A 16,613-nucleotide genomic window follows, 5' to 3' on the forward strand; every position below is an offset into this window, starting at 1 on the left:
GAAGGCCGCTGGTACCGCAACCATGAGCTGGAACTGGCCAAGGCACAGCGCGCCCGAAAGAAAAAACGGGTCAAGGCGATCCACGCCAAGATCAAAAATCAGCGCAAGGACGACTTGCACAAATTCAGCACCGAGATGGTGCGACAAAACGCCGCCATCTTCGTGGGCGACGTGGCCAGCGCCAAGCTGGTCAAGACCACAATGGCCAAGTCTACGCTGGACGCGGGCTGGGCCATGCTGAAAACCATGTTGGAACAAAAGAGCCATCAGGCCGGTGTGGTGTTCGAGGTCGTGAACGAAGCGTATTCAACCCAGACTTGCTCGTGCTGCGGGGTGATACCCGCCAGCAGTCCGAAAGGTAGGGCGGGTTTGCGAATAAGGGAATGGACGTGCAGCGAATGCGGAGCGGTACACGACCGCGACGTGAACGCGGCCAAAAACATTCTCGCGGCGGGGCATCGCCGTCTGGCAGCAGGAATCCCCGCTCTTTAGGGCGGGGAGGATGTCAAGATGCGCGCCGGGTGTACCACCACCTCGTCCATGTCGGGGATTTCAATGGTGCAAGGCCCGGTCAGCACCGCCTGGCAGGCCAGCACGTAGGGCGTGGCGGCAGCGGCTTGCGGGCGCCCCGCTTCAGGGCCGCTGTGCAGTACCTGGCCTTGCGTGACCTTGCAGCGGCAGGTGCCACAGCGCCCCGACATGCAGCTGTACGAGATGGGCACCGCGTGCGTGTTGAGCACGTCCAGCAGGTTCTGGCCGCTTTGAAACGGCAGGTGCAGGTTGCCAGGTTGTACAGTGAGTTCCATGAAATCAAGGCCGGGTGGGATGCGATGGGTGGCGATTCTGCGGGCGCCCCCTTTATCAGTAAATAGACTGGGTCTTATAGATAGAATCACCCGTATGAATAACGCTGGCCCGCCACTATGAACCTGCGCGACATCGACCTCAACCTGTTGGTGGTGTTCAACCAGCTGTTGCTGGATCAGAACGTGTCGGTGTGCGCCGACAAGCTGGGCATGACGCAACCGGCGGTCAGCAACGCGCTCAAGCGCTTGCGCACGCTGATGGGCGACGAGCTGTTTGTGCGCACCTCCAAGGGCATGGCCCCCACTGCCTACGCGCTGCAGCTGGCTGAGCCAGTGGTGTACGCGCTCAGCACCCTGCAAACCGCGTTGAGCCAGCGCCACGATTTCGATCCGCACAGCAGCACGCGCACCTTCACCATCGCCATGACGGACATTGGCGAGATCTACTTCATGCCGCCGCTGATGGACGCGCTCTCGCGCCTGGCGCCGCAGGTCAGCATCAGCACCGTGCGCAACAACGCGCTCAGCCTGAAGGAGGCGATGGAGGCGGGCACGGTGGACGTGGCCACGGGCCTGCTGCCGCACTTGCAGGCGGGCTTCTTCCAGCGCAGGTTGTTCCGGCAACGCTATGTGTGCCTGTACCGCCAAGGCCACCCGGTGGCCAGCCGCGCGCCGCTGACGCTGGAGACCTTCAGCCAGCTGCAGCACGTGGGCATCGTCTCGCCCCACACCGGGCACGGCGAGGTGGATGCGCTGCTGGAGCGCTCCGGCATACGGCGCGATGTGAAGCTGGTGGTGCCACACTTTATTGCGGTGGGGCACATTGTGCAGACCACCGACCTGATTGCCACCGTGCCCGAACGCTTTGCCGCCCGGCTCGAAGGCCCGCTGGGGCTGGCATCGTGCCCGCACCCGGCGGCGCTGCCCGAGATTTCCATCAACCTGTTCTGGCACGCCAAGTTCAACCGCGACCCGGCCAACCTGTGGCTGCGCCAGCTGTTTTTTGAGTTGTTTGCACATTGAGGCCGACCATGCTCCACAAGTCTCTTCTGGCCCTGGCCCCGGTGTGGGGCCTGACCTGCGCGCTGGCCCAGACGCCGCCGCCCCAGGCCGCGCCCGCCGCCCCGGCCACCGCTGGCGCGCAAAACTGCAGCACCGCGCGCAACCAGGTGGAGGCGGTGATCTGCGCCACGCCCGGCTTTGCCAAGGTCGATTCCAACCTGTGGGTGGTGTACAAGACCGTGCTGGGTGGCCTGCCGCCCGAGGCCCAGGCCGACTTCAGGCAACAGCAGCGCGACTGGGTGCTCAGCCGCAACCGCTGCCAGGACGCGGCCTGCCTGCGCCCGCTCTACAGTGGCCGCCTGCAGGTGCTGTGCCAGTCGCCTGCGGTGGCGGCGTCGGTGCGCTGCACCAGTGCCCCGGCGCTGGGGGCGGGCGCTGCGCTTGCATCCGGCGCGGCGCTTGCCTTGCCGCCGGGCAGCCGCCCGGTGCCCATCCAGCAGCTGCCGCGCCTGCACGAGGAGGTGGACGAGGCCGAGTCCGGCCTGTTTGGCCAGACCGAGTTCGAAGTGTTCTTTGACCGCAAGGCCCCGGCGCTGGCGGGCGTGGGCAGCTACCCGGTGGTGCTCAACTTTGGCCGCCCGCTGGCGTACGACGCCCCGTTTGCGCCCGCCGAGCAGCCGCCCACGCGCGAGGACTGGCTGCTCAGCCCCGGCCTGGCCTACGCCGCCCCGGCCAGCGTGGCCGACCACGAGGTGCAAAACACCGTCACCAGCCTGTACAAGCTGCTGTTTGACGAGCTGAACTCGCCCCGGCTGCTGGCGGCCTACAACCTGTGCAAGAAGCACAACGCCGCCACTTACGAGGCGCGCGACCGCAGCCAGGCCGGCCAGCGCACCGAGCCCATGGCGCCGTACTGGACGCGCGCCAACTGCGGCTTCAGGCTGGTGCGCCGGGTGCTGACGGTGCTGGGCGTGCCGCCGCCCCCGCTGGCGGTGCAGCGTGGCATGGGTCTGGCGTTCCAGACCGAATACCTGTCGCCGGGGCAGCTGTTCCGCGCCCTGCACGCGTTGCAGAGCAACGAGCTGGCGTCCGACTTCTTTGCGCAGATGTCGCGCGAGCTGGCCCTGACCGATGCGCAGTGGGTGGCCGCCGAGGCCGCTGCGCTGCAGGCCTACGCCAACGGCGCTCCGGCCACCTTGCTCGACGCCAGGCAGATGGCGGGCTTCACGCTGGTGCAGGGCACCGAGCGCATGGGGGGCTGGATGGCGCGTTACGGGCGGGTGCGTTGATGCGGGCGTGTATGATGATCACTTGTTGCTTTTAAGGAGTTATCAAATGAAAAAATCATTTTTTGGAATTTCATCGTTGATGGTGGCACTGCTGTGGCCCATGGCCCCGGCGCAGGCGCAGTACACCGGCCCGGGTGCGGTGCAGGCCATCACGTCGCTGCAGCAGGTGCTGGAGCGGCCGGTGGACGGGGTGGCGGTGGTGTTGCGTGGCCAGCTGGTGCGCCAGTTGTCCGCCGACAAGTATGTGTTTTCCGACGGCAAGCAGGAGATCCGGGTCGATATTGACCGCCAGCTGTTCCCGGCGCAGCCCGTGACCGCCAGCACCATGCTGGAAATTGTGGGCGAGGTGGAGAAAGACTACCTCGAATCGCCCGAGATTGATGTGGACCTGATCCGCGTCGTGCGCTGATTCCTTGCCCATGCCCGCCATGCACTTGCCTCCGCCCGCCCTGATGTTGTTGCTGCTGTGCGCTGGCCTGGCGCTGGTGGTGTGGTGGGGGCCTGCGCCGCGCCAGACCGGGCAGGACGTGCGCCCGTGGGCCGCCGTGCTGGGGGCGCAAGCCCTGCACTGGGGTCTGGCCGCGTATGCGCTGCCGCGCTACCAGCTCTGGTTTGATGTGGTGGCCACGCAGTTGGCATCGTTGGCCCTGGTGCTGGCGCTGTACGCCGTGGCGCGCTGGCGCCGCTTGCAGTTGCCTGTGGCGCTGTACCTGGCGCCGCTGGCGGTGCTGGTGCTGCTGTCGGGTGCGCTGGCGGTGCAGCCGCGGTGGCGCGAGTTCTGGGCCGGGCTGGCGCTGTGCGCCCAGGCCCTGCTGCTGGCCTGGGGCGTGGGCCTGGGCTGGCGCGCGGGCGAGCCCGGCTGTGGCACCACGCGCGCCCACGCGCTGCTGTGGGGCGGGGCGCTGGGCTGGGCCGTGCTGCATGCGGTGCAGGCGCTGGCCGCGCTGTGGCCACCGTCTGCACTGTTGTGGCCGCTGCTGTACGGCGGCCATGTGCTGGCGCTGTGTGCCACCACGCTGGGTTATGTGTTGTGGCAATACGAGCACGTGCAGCGCGGGCACGAACGCTGGGCGGTGGTCGATCCGGTCACGGCCGTGACGCACCAGCGCGCCACCCTGCAGGCGCTGGAGCGCATGTGGTCGCTGGCGCGCCGGGCACAGCAGCCGCTGGCGCTGCTGCATGTGGGGCTGGACGACGCCGAGCGCGCCGGCGGTGCGCCGCACAGCGACGGCCTGCTGGCCGCCGTGGCGCAGCGCCTGCAGCTGCGCCTGCGCACGCACGACCTGCTGGGGCACGCCGGCCCCGACGCCTTCTGGGTGGTGCTGCCCAGCACCGATGTGGGCGGCGCGCTGGTGGTGGCCGACGACCTGCGCACCCTGTTCGAGCGCGAGCCGCTGCAGCACCACGGCCAGGCACTGCGGCTGCACCTGAGCATTGGCGTGCACGGCCTGGTGCCGGTGGACGGCACGCGCCCGCCCGAGGCCATGGCGCAAGCGGCCCACCGCGCCTGGCAGGCCGCACGCGCGGCGGGCGGCAACCGCATCGAAATCGAGGCCTAGCCACGGGGCGGCCGGGTGCAGGCCGGATAATCGGGGCCATGTCCTATCCGCATCCTTCTACCTTGCGCAAAGTGTTGGCGCTCGACACCAGCACCGACCGCCTGAGCGTGGCGCTGGGCGACCCGCACGCCGGGGCCGTGCTGGCGCAGCACGACGGGCCGGGCGGCGCGCAGGCCTCGGCCCACTTGATTCCGACCCTTCAGCGCCTGCTGGCGCAGGTGGGCTGGCAGCTGGCCGAGCTCGATGCCATCGCGTTCGGCTGCGGCCCCGGCGCCTTTACCGGCTTGCGCACCGCCTGCGCCGTGGTGCAGGGGCTGGCGGTGGCGGCGCGGCCCGACGGCATTCCGGTGCTGCCCATGCCAACGCTGCTGCTGGTGGCCGAACAGGCGCGCCAGCAGGCGCTGGACGCCGGCACACCGCTGCCGCCGCGTGTGGTGGCGGTGCTGGACGCGCGCATGGACGAGCTCTACGTGGCCGAATGGGCCTACACCCCCACACCCGATGGCCGCCCGCACTGGCACGCCGTGGGCGCTCCGTGGCTGACCGGCCCTGAGCCGCTGCAACTGGCGGATGGTTGGCCCGCTGCCAATGACCAGGTGCCCCCAGCCACCGCCACCAACGTCGCACCGCTTTGCCTGGTGGGCAACGCCCTGGCCACCTATGGCCCGCGCCTGGCCTCGGCCTGGCACACCGTGCCGCAGCGCGAGGCCTGGCCCACCGCCCAGGCCGCCCTGCGCCTGGCGCCGGCCTGGTGGGCACAAGGCCTGGCCGTGCCCGCCGCCGCCGCCCAACCCCTGTACGTGCGCGACAAGGTGGCCCAGACCACCGCCGAGCGTGCCCAGGCAAAAGCGGCGCTGCAGGCATGACGCTGGCCCCCGCCGCCCCGCTGCTGCACCCCCAGCTGGTGCCGATGCAGCCCGAGACCCTGCCGCTGGTGTGCGCGGTGGAGGCCTCGGCGCACGCCCACCCCTGGCGCCAGGGCCACTTTGAAGATTCGCTGGCCGCAGGCCACTGGGCGCAACTGCTGGTGGCCGAACTGCCAGCTGGCACGGCACCACCCGATGCGCCGCGCCTGCCCGATGGCCGCTGCCTGCTGGGCTACGTGGTGGCCATGCCGGGCGTGGACGAGGCGCACTTGCTCAACCTCACCACCGCGCCGCAGCACCAGCGCCAGGGCTGGGGCCGCTGCCTGCTGCAGGCACTGTCGGCCTGGGCCCGCAGCCAGCACGCCCAGACGCTGTGGCTGGAAGTGCGCGCCAGCAACCAGCCCGCGCTGGCGCTGTACCAGCGCACCGGCTTTGTGGCGGTGGGCCAGCGCCGCGCCTACTACCCCACCCACACCCGCGAGCGCGAGGACGCCGTGGTGATGCGCCTGCCGCTGCCCGCCTGCCCCCCGGAGGCGCCATGCTGAACGCCGCCTCGATGCCCGCTGTGACCGCTGCCGCCGTGCCACAGCTCAGCCCGCGCCACAACGCCATGCTGGCCGAAATGGGCGTGCCGGTGTGGTGGCAGGTCTCTGCGCCAGCGGTGCCGCCTGCATCCGCCGCGCGTGGAGCTGCTTCCGCTGCAGGCGATCGCAGTTCCGGCCCATCTCCGGCCGCCTCGTCCGCCTCAGCCAAGGCCACCGGCACGGCGGGTGTGCCGACCGCTGCAACCGCCACCTCCCCCCGCGCTGCGCGCGCCCCCGCATCCACTCCAGCCCCGGCGGTGCTGCCCCTGCAGCCCTTGCCGGATGTGAGCGCGCTGGACTGGCCGGCCCTGCAGCAGGCCATCGCGCAATGCCAGGCCTGTGCGCTGGGCGGTCAGCGCCGCCAGGCCGTGCCGGGCATGGGCGACCTGCAGCCCGACTGGCTGATCGTGGGCGAGGCCCCGGGCGAGGAAGAGGACCGCCAGGGCCTGCCCTTCGTCGGCGCTTCGGGCCAGCTGCTGGACCGCATGCTGCACGCCATGGGCCTGTCGCGCACGCGCGGCGTGTACATTGCCAACGTCATCAAGTGCCGCCCGCCGCTCAACCGCAACCCGGAGCCGCAAGAAGTGGCGCAATGCAGCCCTTATTTGTTGCGTCAGATTGCGCTGTTGCGGCCCAGAATCGTGCTGACGCTGGGCCGCTTTGCGGCGCAGGCCGTGCTGGGGCAGGGTGGCTGCTACGGCGCCGAAGAGCTGCACCGCCTGCCGCTGGGCCAGCTGCGCGGGCGCGTGCACCAGGCGCAGTTCGGGGCGCTGAGCCTGCCGGTGGTGGCCACCTACCACCCGGCCTACCTGCTGCGCAGCCCGGCCGAAAAAGCCCGCGCCTGGGCCGACCTGTGCCTGGCGCTGGATGCCCACGCGCGCCTGGTGCGCTGAGGCTGGCGGCAGCGCCCGCAGGCGCCATCAGCGTGCCATCAAAAGCTGGTACCATGCCCTACAGCCTGCGCTTTGGGTGATGAAAATGATTGAAAAGATGGCTGAAACATGGCTTGTGTTCTAGGAGGTCGGGCTTGGTGAAAAACAACCATTGGAACTGTGCCGCATTCTGGCGGCCTGCCGGTCTGGGCGTGGCCGCTGCGCTGGCCCTGGGCGCGGTAGGTGGCTTGGCGCTGTGGCCGCTGGTGCTGTTGCTGGCAGGCGTGGGCCTGGGTGCGCACGCCGTGGCGCGCCAGCAGACCGAACAGCTGGCGCGGCTGGAAGCGGTGCTGCAAGGCCACCGCAACTTCAGCGCCACCGTCACCCCAGTGTGGGCTGGGCACATCGCCAACTCCCGCACCCAGACCGAGGAGGCCGTGACCGCGCTGAGCACCCTGTTCGGCACCATCGTGACGCGGCTGGAGCAGACCGTGCGCACCGCCAGCCAGTCCACTGCCTCGGCCGGAGGCGGCGCCGGGCTGGTGGAAGTGTTCGAGCGCAGCGAGCGCGAGCTCAACCAGGTGCTGTCGGCGCAGGTGGCGGCCATGGCCAGCATGAACACCATGCTGCAGCAGATCGAGTCGCTCAACCAGTTCACCAAGCAGCTCGAGGACATGGCCGCCGAGGTGGCCAAGATCGCCTCGCAAAGCAACCTGCTGGCGCTCAACGCCGCCATCGAGGCCGCGCGCGCCGGGGCGCTGGGCAGCGGCTTTTCGGTGGTGGCCAAGGAATTCCGGCTGCTCTCCAACCAGTCGGGCGAGACCGGCCAGCGCATCACCGAGATGGTCAAGGTCGTCAGCGCCGCCATCAACTCCACCTGCCAGGTGGCGCGCGAGTCGGTGCAGCAGGAGGACAACGCGATGCAGACCTCGCAGGACCGCATCGGCCACGTGCTGACCGAGTTCCGTGGCATCACCGGCGCGCTGGTCGATTCCAGCGAGGCCCTCAAGCAAGAGGGCATGACCATCCAGGGCAACATTGGCCAGGCGCTGGTGCAGCTGCAGTTCCAGGACCGCGTCAGCCAGATCCTGACCCAGGTGGAGAACAACATTGGCCAGCTCACGGGCTACTTCGAGCGCCACGAGCGCCAGTGCCTGCAGGATGGCCAGATCGAGCCGCTGGACGCCGAGGCCTTCCTGGCCGAGATGCGCAAGAGCTACGTGATGAAGGACCAGCGCATGGCGCACGACCAGCGCAGCGCCGCCGCCAGCCAGCCCGTCGCCCGGGCCACCAAGGGCAGCACCCCGGCAGCCGCACCGGCGCCCAAGCCCGCCAGCGCCCCCGCCCCGGCCGAGGACGACGACGGCATCACCTTTTTTTGACAACCCACAGCGACACAACAGGAACCACACGAGATGGCCAAAACAATCATGGTGGTGGACGACTCCGCCTCTATCCGCATGGTGGTGGGCATTGCCCTGCGCGGGGCCGGCTACGACGTGATCGAGGCCCAGGACGGCAAGGACGCCCTGGCCAAGCTGACCGGGCAGAAGATCCACCTCATCATCAGCGACGTGAACATGCCGGTGATGGACGGCATCAGCTTCGTCAAGGCCATCAAGCAGCACGCCAGCTACCGCTTCACGCCCATCATCATGCTGACCACCGAGTCCGACGAGGCCAAGAAGCGCGAAGGCCAGTTGGCCGGGGCCAAGGCCTGGGTGCTCAAGCCCTTCAAGCCCGAGCAGATGCTGGGCGCGGTGCAAAAACTCTGTCTGCCGTGACGCCATGACCGACACCACCTCCGTTCCCCCCCAGGCCACGCCCGCTGCCCCCGTGGCATCGGCGTCCCCGCCCGTTGCAGCGCCTGCCCCGGCTGGCGCGCCCGTGCTGACGCTGGCGGGCGAGCTCAGCATCTACCAGGCGCAGGAGCTGAAAAAAACCCTGCTCGATGCCGTGCAGCCCGGCGCCACGCTGGCGCTGGACTTGTCGGGCGTGACGGCGCTGGACACCGCCGGCGTGCAGCTGCTGCTGCTGGCCCAGCGCACCGCCCAGGCCCAGCGGGGCGACCTGCGCGTATGCCGCCCCAGCGCGCCAGTGCTGGAGGTGCTGCAGCTGCTGCGGCTCGACGCCCAGCTGCTGCAACCATGAAGCGCGGAGTGCCCCTATGAACATGGACCAGGCGCTGCAGACCTTCATTGCCGAGAGCCGTGAACTGCTGCAGGACATGGAAAACGCCTTGCTGGTGGTGGAAGCCAGCGCGGACAAGACCGAACTCATCAACGCCATCTTCCGCGCCGCGCACACCATCAAGGGCTCCTCGGGGCTGTTCAACCTGGACCACGTGGTGGCGTTCACGCACGTGGCCGAAAGCGTGCTCGACCGCGTGCGCGACGGCAAGGTGGCGATTGCCGAGCCGCTGGTGGCGCTGCTGCTGTCGTGCTGCGACCACATTGGCGCGCTGATCGACGCCGTGGCCACCGGCCAGACCGAGGCCGACCCCACCCTGACCGCGCAGGGCGAGCCGCTGGTGGCGCGCTTGCGCACCTACCTCAGCGGCGGCGCCAGTGCAGCGGCCAGCACGGCAGCGGTGTCCAGCCCCGCACCGGGCACAGGCAACCCCGCCAGCGCCGCCCCGACGCAGGCCCAGCACTGGCACCTGTCGCTGCGCTTTGGCCCCGAGGTGCTGCGCAATGGCATGGATCCGCTGTCGTTCCTGCAGTTCCTGGGCACGCTGGGCCGCCTGGTCAACGTGCTGGTGCTGTTTGACGGCCTGCCCGAGGCCGCGCTGATGGACCCCGAGGTGTGCTACCTGGGCTACGAGCTCGACCTCGACACCCAGGCCGACCGCAGCACCATCGAGAGCGCGTTCGAGTTTGTGCGCGACGACTGCGAGCTGCAGCTGCTGCCGCCGCACAGCCTTCAGGCCGACTACATCCGCCTGATCGAGCAGGCGCCGCCCTCGGCCTCCAGCCGCATTGGCGAGATGCTGGTGGAGTGCGGCGCTCTGACGCGCCAGGAGCTGGGCGCGGCGCTCAAGGCGCAGGTCTGCTCCGACGCCTCGCCACCGCCGCTGCTGGGCACGGTACTGGTGCAGCAGCAGCTGGTGCCGCACGAGGTGGTGCAGGCGGCGGTGGCCAAGCAGGCGCAGGCCAAGCAATCGCACAGCAGCGAGACCCGCTCCATCCGCATCGATGCCGACAAGCTGGACCAGCTCATCAACCTGGTGGGCGAACTCATCATCGTGGGCGCGGGCGTGAACCTGATCGCGCGCCGGGCCAACATCGCCGACTTGCAGGAGCACACCTCCAAGCTCTCCAGCCTGGTCGAGGAGGTGCGCGACAGCGCGCTGCAGCTGCGCATGGTCAAGATCGGCGCCACCTTCAGCCGCTTCCAGCGCGTGGTGCACGACGTGTCGCACGACCTGGGCAAGGACATCGCCCTCGTCATCCAGGGCGAGGACACCGAACTCGACAAGACCGTGGTCGAGAAGATAGGTGACCCGCTGATGCACCTGGTGCGCAACGCCATGGACCACGGCATCGAATCGGCGGAATTGCGCCTGGCGCGCGGCAAGCCCGCGCAGGGCACCGTCACGCTCAACGCGTTCCACGACTCGGGCAGCATCGTCATCACGGTGGAAGACGACGGCGGCGGCCTGCCGCGCGAGCGCATCCTGGCCAAGGCCATCGAGCGCGGGCTGGTGGAGCCTGGGCACCACCTGAGCGACAGCGAAGTCTATGGCCTGATCTTCGAGCCGGGTTTTTCCACGGCAGAAGCTGTGACCAACCTCTCGGGGCGAGGGGTGGGCATGGACGTGGTCAAGCGCAACATCACCAGCCTGCGCGGCAGCGTGGGCGTGACGAGCCAGGAGGGCCGTGGCACCACGGTGACAGTGCGCCTGCCGCTGACGCTGGCGATCATCGACGGCTTTCTGGTGCAGGTGGACGACTCGGTGTTTGCGGTGCCGCTGGACATGATCGAGGAGTGCGTGGCGTTCTCGGCGGAGCCGGGGCACAACTACACCAACCTGCGCGGGCAGGTGCTGCCGTTCATCCGGCTGCGCGAGCTGTTCGAGCTGGACGACACGTGCGCCAAGCGGCGCGAGAACATCGTCGTGCTCAAGCACGCAGGGCAAAAGGCCGGGCTGGTGGTCGATACGCTGCTGGGCGAGTTCCAGACCGTGATCAAGCCGCTGGGCAAGCTGTTCAGCCAGGTGCGCTGCATCAGCGGCTCCACCATCCTGGGCAGCGGCGAGGTGGCGCTGATCCTGGACGTGCCCGCGCTGATCCAGCAGGCCGTCAGCGCGGCCAGCCTGCACGACAAGAACGACGAACACCGCAATATGTAACGGGTGGCCGCTGGGCACCTGGCAAGAACAAAAAGGACTGTAGCTATGTTTGGAAACCTGAAAATCGGCACCCGCCTGGCCCTAGGCTTTGGCGTGACCTTGTTGTTCCTGGTGCTGGTCACGGCCATTGGCACCTTGCGCATTGCCGACCTCAACCGCTCCATCCGCGAGATGGCGGGCGACGCGTTCCCCAAGACCGTGCTGGCCAGCGACCTCAACAACGCCATCAACACCACTGCGCGGCGCCTGCGCAACGCCTACATCTTCCAGGGCGTGGCGGCGCAGCGCGAGCTCGAGCAGATTGCCGAGCAGCGCCAGATCATCGTGGACTCCCTCAACAAGCTGGAGCGTTACGTCAAGACCGATGAGGGCCGGGCCAACCTGAAGAAGATCCACGCCGCCCGCGCCGACTACGTGGCGCAGCAAGACCGCTTCATCCAGGCCCTCAACGAGGGGCGGCGCGAGGATGCTGCTGCCCTGCTCAGCGGTGAGCTGACCAGCACCCAGGTCGCCTACATGGCCGCCCTGAGCGAGCTGTCGGACTTCCAGGGCAAGCTGATGGAGCGCGTGGGCGAGGAGACCGAGGCCATGGCCAGCTCCGCCGAGCGCTTGCTGCTGGTGCTGGGCGTGCTGGCGGCATTGCTGAGCCTGGGCCTGGGCTGGCTGATCACGCGCAGCGTCACGGCCCCGACCCAGCAGCTGATCGACGTGGCCAACCAGATGGCCGCCGGCAACCTCAGCGTCAACATCAACCACCACAGCACCGACGAGATTGGCACCCTGGCCGGCGCCATGCGCGCCATGCAGTCCGCCGTGCAGCGCATGGTGGCCGATGCCAACCTGCTGTCCAAGGCGGCGGTGGAGGGCAGGCTGGCCACCCGCGCCGATGCGTCCAAGCACCAGGGCGACTACCGCCAGATCGTGCAAGGCGTCAACGACACGCTGGACGCGGTGATCGGGCCACTCAACGTGGCCGCCAAGTACGTGGACGACATCGCCCAGGGCAGCATTCCGCCCAAGATCACCGACAGCTACAACGGCGACTTCAACACCATCAAGAACAACCTCAACACCTGTATCGACGCCCTCAGCGGCCTGATTGCCGACATGGGCCACATGTCCAAAGAGCACAACGCGGGCGACATCGACGTGCGCATCGACGACGCGCGCTTCCAGGGCGCGTACCAGACCATGGCGCGCGGCGTCAACGAGATGGTGTTCGGCCACATCGCGGTCAAGAAGCTGGCCATGGGCGTGATCCGCTCCTTTGGCGAAGGCAACATGGACGCGCCGCTGGACCCGCTGCCGGGCAAGAAGCGCTTCATCAACGACACCATCGAGCAGGTGCGCGCCAACATCAAGGCGCTGGTGGCCGACGCCAGCCTGCTGTCGCAAGCGGCGGTGCAGGGCAAGCTGGCCACGCGCGCTGATGCGGGCCAGCACCAGGGCGACTTCCGCAAGATCGTGCAAGGCGTCAACGACACGCTGGACGCCGTGATCGGGCCGCTCAACGTGGCGGCCAAGTACGTAGAGCTGATCGCGCTGGGCGACATCCCCAAGCCCATCACCGACACCTACCACGGCGACTTCAACACCATCAAGAACAACCTCAACGCCTGCATCGAGGCCACCAACCAGCAATCGGCGGCGGCGCAGGCCATTGCGCGCGGTGACCTGTCGGTCAGCGTCAAGGTGCGCTGCGACAACGACGTGCTGGCCAAGAGCCTGGTGGACGTCATCCGCGCCGTGCGCGCGCTGGTGGCCGACGCCAACCGCCTGGCGCAGGCCACGGTGGAAGGCAAACTCTCGGTGCGCGCCGACGCGGCGCAGCACCAGGGCGACTTCCGCAAAGTCATCGAAGGCATCAACCACACGCTCGAATCCGTGGTCGTGCCCGTCAACGAAGTGCGCAGCGTCATGGGCGCAGTCGCGCATGGTGATCTGACCTTGAACGTCAACGGCCACTACCAGGGCGACCTGCGCGAACTGGGCGACATGGTGAACCAGGCCGTGGGCAAAATGGCGGGCGTCATCACCGAAGTGCTGCAAGCCGCCGACGCGCTGGCCAACGCCTCCGAGCAGGTCAGCGTCACGGCGCAATCCCTGTCGCAGGCCTCCAGCGAACAGGCCGCCAGCGTCGAGGAAACCAGCGCCTCGGTCGAGCAGATGACCTCCTCCATCGCGCAAAACACCGAGAACGCCAAAGTCACCGACGGCATGGCCAGCCAGGCCGCGCGCCAGGCCAGCGAAGGCGGCGAATCCGTGGCCGCCACCGTCTCGGCCATGAAACAGATTGCCAAGAAAATCGGCATCATCGACGACATCGCCTACCAGACCAACCTGCTCGCCCTCAACGCCGCCATCGAAGCGGCGCGCGCCGGTGAACACGGCAAAGGCTTTGCCGTGGTGGCCGCCGAAGTGCGCAAACTCGCCGAACGCAGCCAGGTGGCGGCGCAGGAAATCGGCGAAGTGGCCGGCTCCAGCGTCGACCTGGCCGAGAAAGCGGGCAAACTGCTCGACGAAATCGTGCCCAGCATCCGCAAGACCTCCGACCTGGTGCAGGAAATCACGGCCGCCTCGGAAGAACAATCCTCGGGCGCGGGCCAGATCAACGCCGCCATCGGCCAGCTGAGCCAGACCACGCAACAGAACGCCTCCAGCGCCGAAGAACTGGCCGCCACCTCCGAAGAGATGAGCAGCCAGGTCGAGCAACTGCAGCAGACCATGGCCTTCTTCAAGATCGACGACAGCGCCAGTGCGGCGCGCAAGGCCGGGGCGCACAAGCGCGCCGCGCCCGCCCCGCACAAAGGCGGCGCGCGCGCCAAACCTGCCACGGCCAGCCGCTCCGGCGCGGCCGAACTGGCCGACTTTGCGGCCAGCGCGGCGCTCGATGGCGGCGGCACCGAAATCGACGAAAGCAAGTTCATCAAATTCTGAGGCCGAGACACGACATGAACGCCATCGCCCCCGACCTGCAGGCCAGCGTGGCCGGCAAGAGCGCCGCCGCTGACCAGGGCCAGTACCTGACCTTCATGCTCAGCGGAGAGCCCTTTGCGATCGGCATCCTGTGCATCAAGGAAATCATCGAATACAGCGGCTTGACCGAAGTGCCGATGATGCCCGCGTGCATCCGGGGCGTGATCAACCTGCGCGGGGCGGTGGTGCCGGTGCTGGACTTGTCGGTGCGCTTTGGCAAGCCGCCCAGCCCCATCACCAAAAAAACCTGCATCGTGATCGTGGAAGTGCGCAACGGCGAGGACAGCCACGACATGGGCGTGGTGGTGGATGCGGTCAACGCGGTGCTGGAGATCCCGCGCAGCGAAATTGAGCCTCCACCCGCGTTTGGTGCCAAAATCCGCACCGATTTCATCGAAGGCATGGGCAAGGTCAATGGCCATTTTGTCATCCTGCTCAACGTGAACCAGGTGCTGTCGATCGACGAGATCGGCGCCATGGCGCGCGTGGCAGCGCAGGCCGAACCGTTGCTGGCCAGGACAGACAACGGTGTGGTCGGCCAAGCCGCCGCCAAGGAACAACAAGCATGAAAAACATCTCCATCCGCACCCTGCTGGTGTGTTCCTTTGCCGTCATCGTCGGCTTTTTGCTGGCCATCTCGGCCCTGTCCATGTTGTCGTCGGCGGCCGAGCATGAAGCGGCCCTGCGCCAGGAGGAACGCTACGCGGCCTACCTGCTGGCCGATGAGCTGCGCCAGAGTTCGGACGACCTGACGCGCCTGGCGCGCACCTACGTCGTCAGCGGTGGCGCGCCCGAGTACGAGCGCCAGTACAACGAGATCCTGGACATCCGCGACGGCCGCAAGCCGCGTCCGCAGGACTACCACCGCATCTACTGGGACTTTGTGGCCGCTGGGCAGCCCCAGCCCCGGCCCTCCACCACCGCCGTGCCGCTGCTGACGCTGATGAAGCAGGCGGGTTTCAGCGCCGAGGAGCTGGCCAAGCTTGAGCAGTCGGCCGCCAACTCCAACGAGCTGGTGCAGACCGAGGTGCGCGCCATGAACGCCGTCAAGGGCCTGTACCCCGACGAGCGGGGCAACTACACCGTGGCGCGTGCGCCCGACCTGGAGCTGGCCCGCGCGCTGCTGCACAGCCGCGACTACCACCTGTACAAGGCCAAGGTGGTGGCGCCGGTGGATGAGTTCTTTGTGCTGCTGGAGCAGCGCACCGCCACGCAGGTGGCGCAAAGCGTTGCCCATTCGCAGGCGCTCAAGACACTGCTGATGGCCATCACCGCGCTGGCGGTGGTGGTGTCGCTGGTGCTGGGCTGGCTGCTGTTTGCCAAGATCGTGCCACCGGTGCGCCGCCTGGTTGATGCCGCGCAGAACATGGCCCGGGGCCAGTTCGATTTCACGCTGGCACTGGGCAGCCACGACGAAGTGGGCACGCTGACCCAGTCGCTGGGTGCCATGCAGTCTGCCGTGCAGCGCATGGTGGCTGACGCGAGCCTGCTGTCCAAGGCGGCGGTGGAGGGCAAGCTGGCCACCCGCGCCGATGCCTCCAAGCACCAGGGCGACTACCGCCAGATCGTGCAGGGCGTCAACGACACGCTGGACGCGGTGATCGGGCCGCTCAACGTGGCCGCCAAGTACGTGGACGACATCGCCAAGGGCAGCATTCCGCCCAAGATCACCGACAGCTACAACGGCGACTTCAACACCATCAAGAACAACCTCAACACCTGCATCGACGCCCTCAATGGCCTGATTGCCGACATGGGCCACATGTCCAAAGAGCACAACGCGGGCGACATCGACGTGCGCATCGACGACGCGCGCTTCCAGGGCGCGTACCAGACCATGGCGCGCGGCGTCAACGAGATGGTGTTCGGCCACATCGCGGTCAAGAAGCTGGCCATGGGCGTGATCCGCTCCTTTGGCGAAGGCAACATGGACGCGCCGCTGGACCCGCTGCCGGGCAAGAAGCGCTTCATCAACGACACCATCGAACAAGTGCGCGCCAACATCAACGCGCTGGTGGCCGACGCCAGCCTGCTGTCGCAAGCGGCGGTGCAAGGCAAGCTGGCCACGCGCGCTGATGCGGGCCAGCACCAGGGCGACTTCCGCAAGATCGTGCAAGGCGTCAACGACACGCTGGACGCCGTGATCGGGCCGCTCAACGTGGCGGCCAAGTACGTGGAGCTGATCGCGCTGGGCGACATCCCCAAGCCCATCACCGACACCTACCACGGCGACTTCAACACCATCAAGAACAACCTCAACGCCTGCATCGAGGCCACCAACCAGCAGTCGGCGGCGGCGCAGGCCATT

16 protein-coding genes and 1 pseudogene are annotated in these 16,613 nt (G+C 68.1%); 16 read left to right on the top strand and 1 reads right to left on the bottom strand.

Annotation, left to right across the window (positions count from 1 at the left end; genetic code table 11):
- A partial coding sequence (locus CON76_RS09595; protein WP_145995399.1) for an RNA-guided endonuclease InsQ/TnpB family protein occupies nucleotides 1-492 on the top strand: 492 nt, incomplete at its 5' end.
- On the opposite strand, the gene CON76_RS09600 is transcribed toward CON76_RS09595, so the two are convergent.
- On the bottom strand, nucleotides 489-806 hold the full coding sequence (locus tag CON76_RS09600; protein WP_101103138.1) for a 2Fe-2S iron-sulfur cluster binding domain-containing protein: 318 nt from the start codon (nucleotides 804-806) through the stop codon (nucleotides 489-491). The genes CON76_RS09595 and CON76_RS09600 overlap by 4 nt on opposite strands.
- 117 nt (nucleotides 807-923) lie before the next feature.
- On the opposite strand from CON76_RS09600, the gene CON76_RS09605 reads away from it, so the two are divergent.
- The 15 genes and pseudogenes from CON76_RS09605 to CON76_RS13310 form a co-directional block, all read left to right on the top strand.
- A complete protein-coding gene (locus CON76_RS09605; RefSeq protein ID WP_101103139.1) occupies nucleotides 924-1,829 on the top strand; it encodes a LysR family transcriptional regulator in 906 nt (301 codons plus the stop codon).
- Between the two features lie 8 nt (nucleotides 1,830-1,837).
- Nucleotides 1,838-3,097: a lysozyme inhibitor LprI family protein gene (locus tag CON76_RS09610; protein WP_101103140.1), complete on the top strand. Its 1,260-nt coding sequence runs from the start codon at nucleotides 1,838-1,840 to the stop codon at nucleotides 3,095-3,097.
- Nucleotides 3,098-3,143: 46 nt separating this feature from the next.
- On the top strand, nucleotides 3,144-3,506 hold the full coding sequence (locus CON76_RS09615; RefSeq protein WP_205758217.1) for a YgiW/YdeI family stress tolerance OB fold protein: 363 nt from the start codon (nucleotides 3,144-3,146) through the stop codon (nucleotides 3,504-3,506).
- A gap of 19 nt (nucleotides 3,507-3,525) precedes the next feature.
- Nucleotides 3,526-4,656: a GGDEF domain-containing protein gene (locus CON76_RS09620; protein ID WP_169929025.1), complete on the top strand. Its 1,131-nt coding sequence runs from the start codon at nucleotides 3,526-3,528 to the stop codon at nucleotides 4,654-4,656.
- Nucleotides 4,657-4,694: 38 nt separating this feature from the next.
- Nucleotides 4,695-5,522 carry a tRNA (adenosine(37)-N6)-threonylcarbamoyltransferase complex dimerization subunit type 1 TsaB gene (gene tsaB, locus CON76_RS09625; RefSeq protein WP_101103143.1) on the top strand — a complete coding sequence of 276 codons (828 nt, stop codon included), beginning with the start codon at nucleotides 4,695-4,697 and terminating at the stop codon, nucleotides 5,520-5,522.
- The gene (gene rimI / locus CON76_RS09630; RefSeq protein WP_101103144.1) at nucleotides 5,519-6,067 is read left to right on the top strand and encodes a ribosomal protein S18-alanine N-acetyltransferase; all 549 of its coding nucleotides are present in this window, start codon (nucleotides 5,519-5,521) and stop codon (nucleotides 6,065-6,067) included. Before tsaB ends, rimI begins: the two co-directional genes overlap by 4 nt.
- Nucleotides 6,061-6,999, top strand: coding sequence for a uracil-DNA glycosylase (locus CON76_RS09635; RefSeq protein ID WP_101103145.1), 939 nt, complete (start codon nucleotides 6,061-6,063; stop codon nucleotides 6,997-6,999). Before rimI ends, CON76_RS09635 begins: the two co-directional genes overlap by 7 nt.
- A 137-nt stretch (nucleotides 7,000-7,136) precedes the next feature.
- Complete coding sequence (locus CON76_RS09640; RefSeq protein ID WP_145995400.1) at nucleotides 7,137-8,360, top strand: methyl-accepting chemotaxis protein; 1,224 nt, start codon at nucleotides 7,137-7,139, stop codon at nucleotides 8,358-8,360.
- Nucleotides 8,361-8,393: 33 nt separating this feature from the next.
- Entirely contained in the window at nucleotides 8,394-8,762 is a 369-nt protein-coding gene (locus CON76_RS09645) for a response regulator (RefSeq protein ID WP_101103147.1), read from the top strand.
- Between the two features lie 4 nt (nucleotides 8,763-8,766).
- Nucleotides 8,767-9,129, top strand: coding sequence for an STAS domain-containing protein (locus CON76_RS09650; RefSeq protein ID WP_101103148.1), 363 nt, complete (start codon nucleotides 8,767-8,769; stop codon nucleotides 9,127-9,129).
- A 16-nt stretch (nucleotides 9,130-9,145) separates the two neighbouring features.
- On the top strand, nucleotides 9,146-11,329 hold the full coding sequence (locus tag CON76_RS09655) for a chemotaxis protein CheA (protein WP_101103149.1): 2,184 nt from the start codon (nucleotides 9,146-9,148) through the stop codon (nucleotides 11,327-11,329).
- A 45-nt stretch (nucleotides 11,330-11,374) separates the two neighbouring features.
- Nucleotides 11,375-12,361, top strand: a pseudogene (locus tag CON76_RS13905) (MCP four helix bundle domain-containing protein); the annotation flags it as partial.
- A gap of 159 nt (nucleotides 12,362-12,520) precedes the next feature.
- The gene (locus tag CON76_RS13910) at nucleotides 12,521-14,266 is read left to right on the top strand and encodes a methyl-accepting chemotaxis protein (protein ID WP_476703314.1); all 1,746 of its coding nucleotides are present in this window, start codon (nucleotides 12,521-12,523) and stop codon (nucleotides 14,264-14,266) included.
- Nucleotides 14,267-14,280: 14 nt separating this feature from the next.
- Nucleotides 14,281-14,874 carry a chemotaxis protein CheW gene (locus CON76_RS09665; RefSeq protein ID WP_101103151.1) on the top strand — a complete coding sequence of 198 codons (594 nt, stop codon included), beginning with the start codon at nucleotides 14,281-14,283 and terminating at the stop codon, nucleotides 14,872-14,874.
- Nucleotides 14,871-16,613 (top strand): HAMP domain-containing protein (locus CON76_RS13310; RefSeq protein ID WP_145995401.1); only part of this gene is annotated, 1,743 nt, incomplete at its 3' end. The genes CON76_RS09665 and CON76_RS13310, both read left to right, overlap by 4 nt.

This window comes from Macromonas bipunctata (assembly GCF_002837135.1).
In the GTDB taxonomy this organism is placed as follows: domain Bacteria; phylum Pseudomonadota; class Gammaproteobacteria; order Burkholderiales; family Burkholderiaceae_C; genus Macromonas_A; species Macromonas_A bipunctata.

What these genes read in the sequence shown, in the direction of transcription:
- CON76_RS09600 (WP_101103138.1), bottom strand. Translation starts at nt 806, where the DNA reads ATGGAACTCACTGTACAACCTGGCAACCTGCACCTGCCGTTTCAAAGC.
- CON76_RS09605 (WP_101103139.1), top strand. Translation starts at nt 924, where the DNA reads ATGAACCTGCGCGACATCGACCTCAACCTGTTGGTGGTGTTCAACCAG.
- CON76_RS09610 (WP_101103140.1), top strand. Translation starts at nt 1,838, where the DNA reads ATGCTCCACAAGTCTCTTCTGGCCCTGGCCCCGGTGTGGGGCCTGACC.
- CON76_RS09615 (WP_205758217.1), top strand. Translation starts at nt 3,144, where the DNA reads ATGAAAAAATCATTTTTTGGAATTTCATCGTTGATGGTGGCACTGCTG.
- CON76_RS09620 (WP_169929025.1), top strand. Translation starts at nt 3,526, where the DNA reads ATGCACTTGCCTCCGCCCGCCCTGATGTTGTTGCTGCTGTGCGCTGGC.
- tsaB (WP_101103143.1), top strand. Translation starts at nt 4,695, where the DNA reads ATGTCCTATCCGCATCCTTCTACCTTGCGCAAAGTGTTGGCGCTCGAC.
- rimI (WP_101103144.1), top strand. Translation starts at nt 5,519, where the DNA reads ATGACGCTGGCCCCCGCCGCCCCGCTGCTGCACCCCCAGCTGGTGCCG.
- CON76_RS09635 (WP_101103145.1), top strand. Translation starts at nt 6,061, where the DNA reads ATGCTGAACGCCGCCTCGATGCCCGCTGTGACCGCTGCCGCCGTGCCA.
- CON76_RS09645 (WP_101103147.1), top strand. Translation starts at nt 8,394, where the DNA reads ATGGCCAAAACAATCATGGTGGTGGACGACTCCGCCTCTATCCGCATG.
- CON76_RS09650 (WP_101103148.1), top strand. Translation starts at nt 8,767, where the DNA reads ATGACCGACACCACCTCCGTTCCCCCCCAGGCCACGCCCGCTGCCCCC.
- CON76_RS09655 (WP_101103149.1), top strand. Translation starts at nt 9,146, where the DNA reads ATGAACATGGACCAGGCGCTGCAGACCTTCATTGCCGAGAGCCGTGAA.
- CON76_RS13910 (WP_476703314.1), top strand. Translation starts at nt 12,521, where the DNA reads ATGGCGCGCGGCGTCAACGAGATGGTGTTCGGCCACATCGCGGTCAAG.
- CON76_RS09665 (WP_101103151.1), top strand. Translation starts at nt 14,281, where the DNA reads ATGAACGCCATCGCCCCCGACCTGCAGGCCAGCGTGGCCGGCAAGAGC.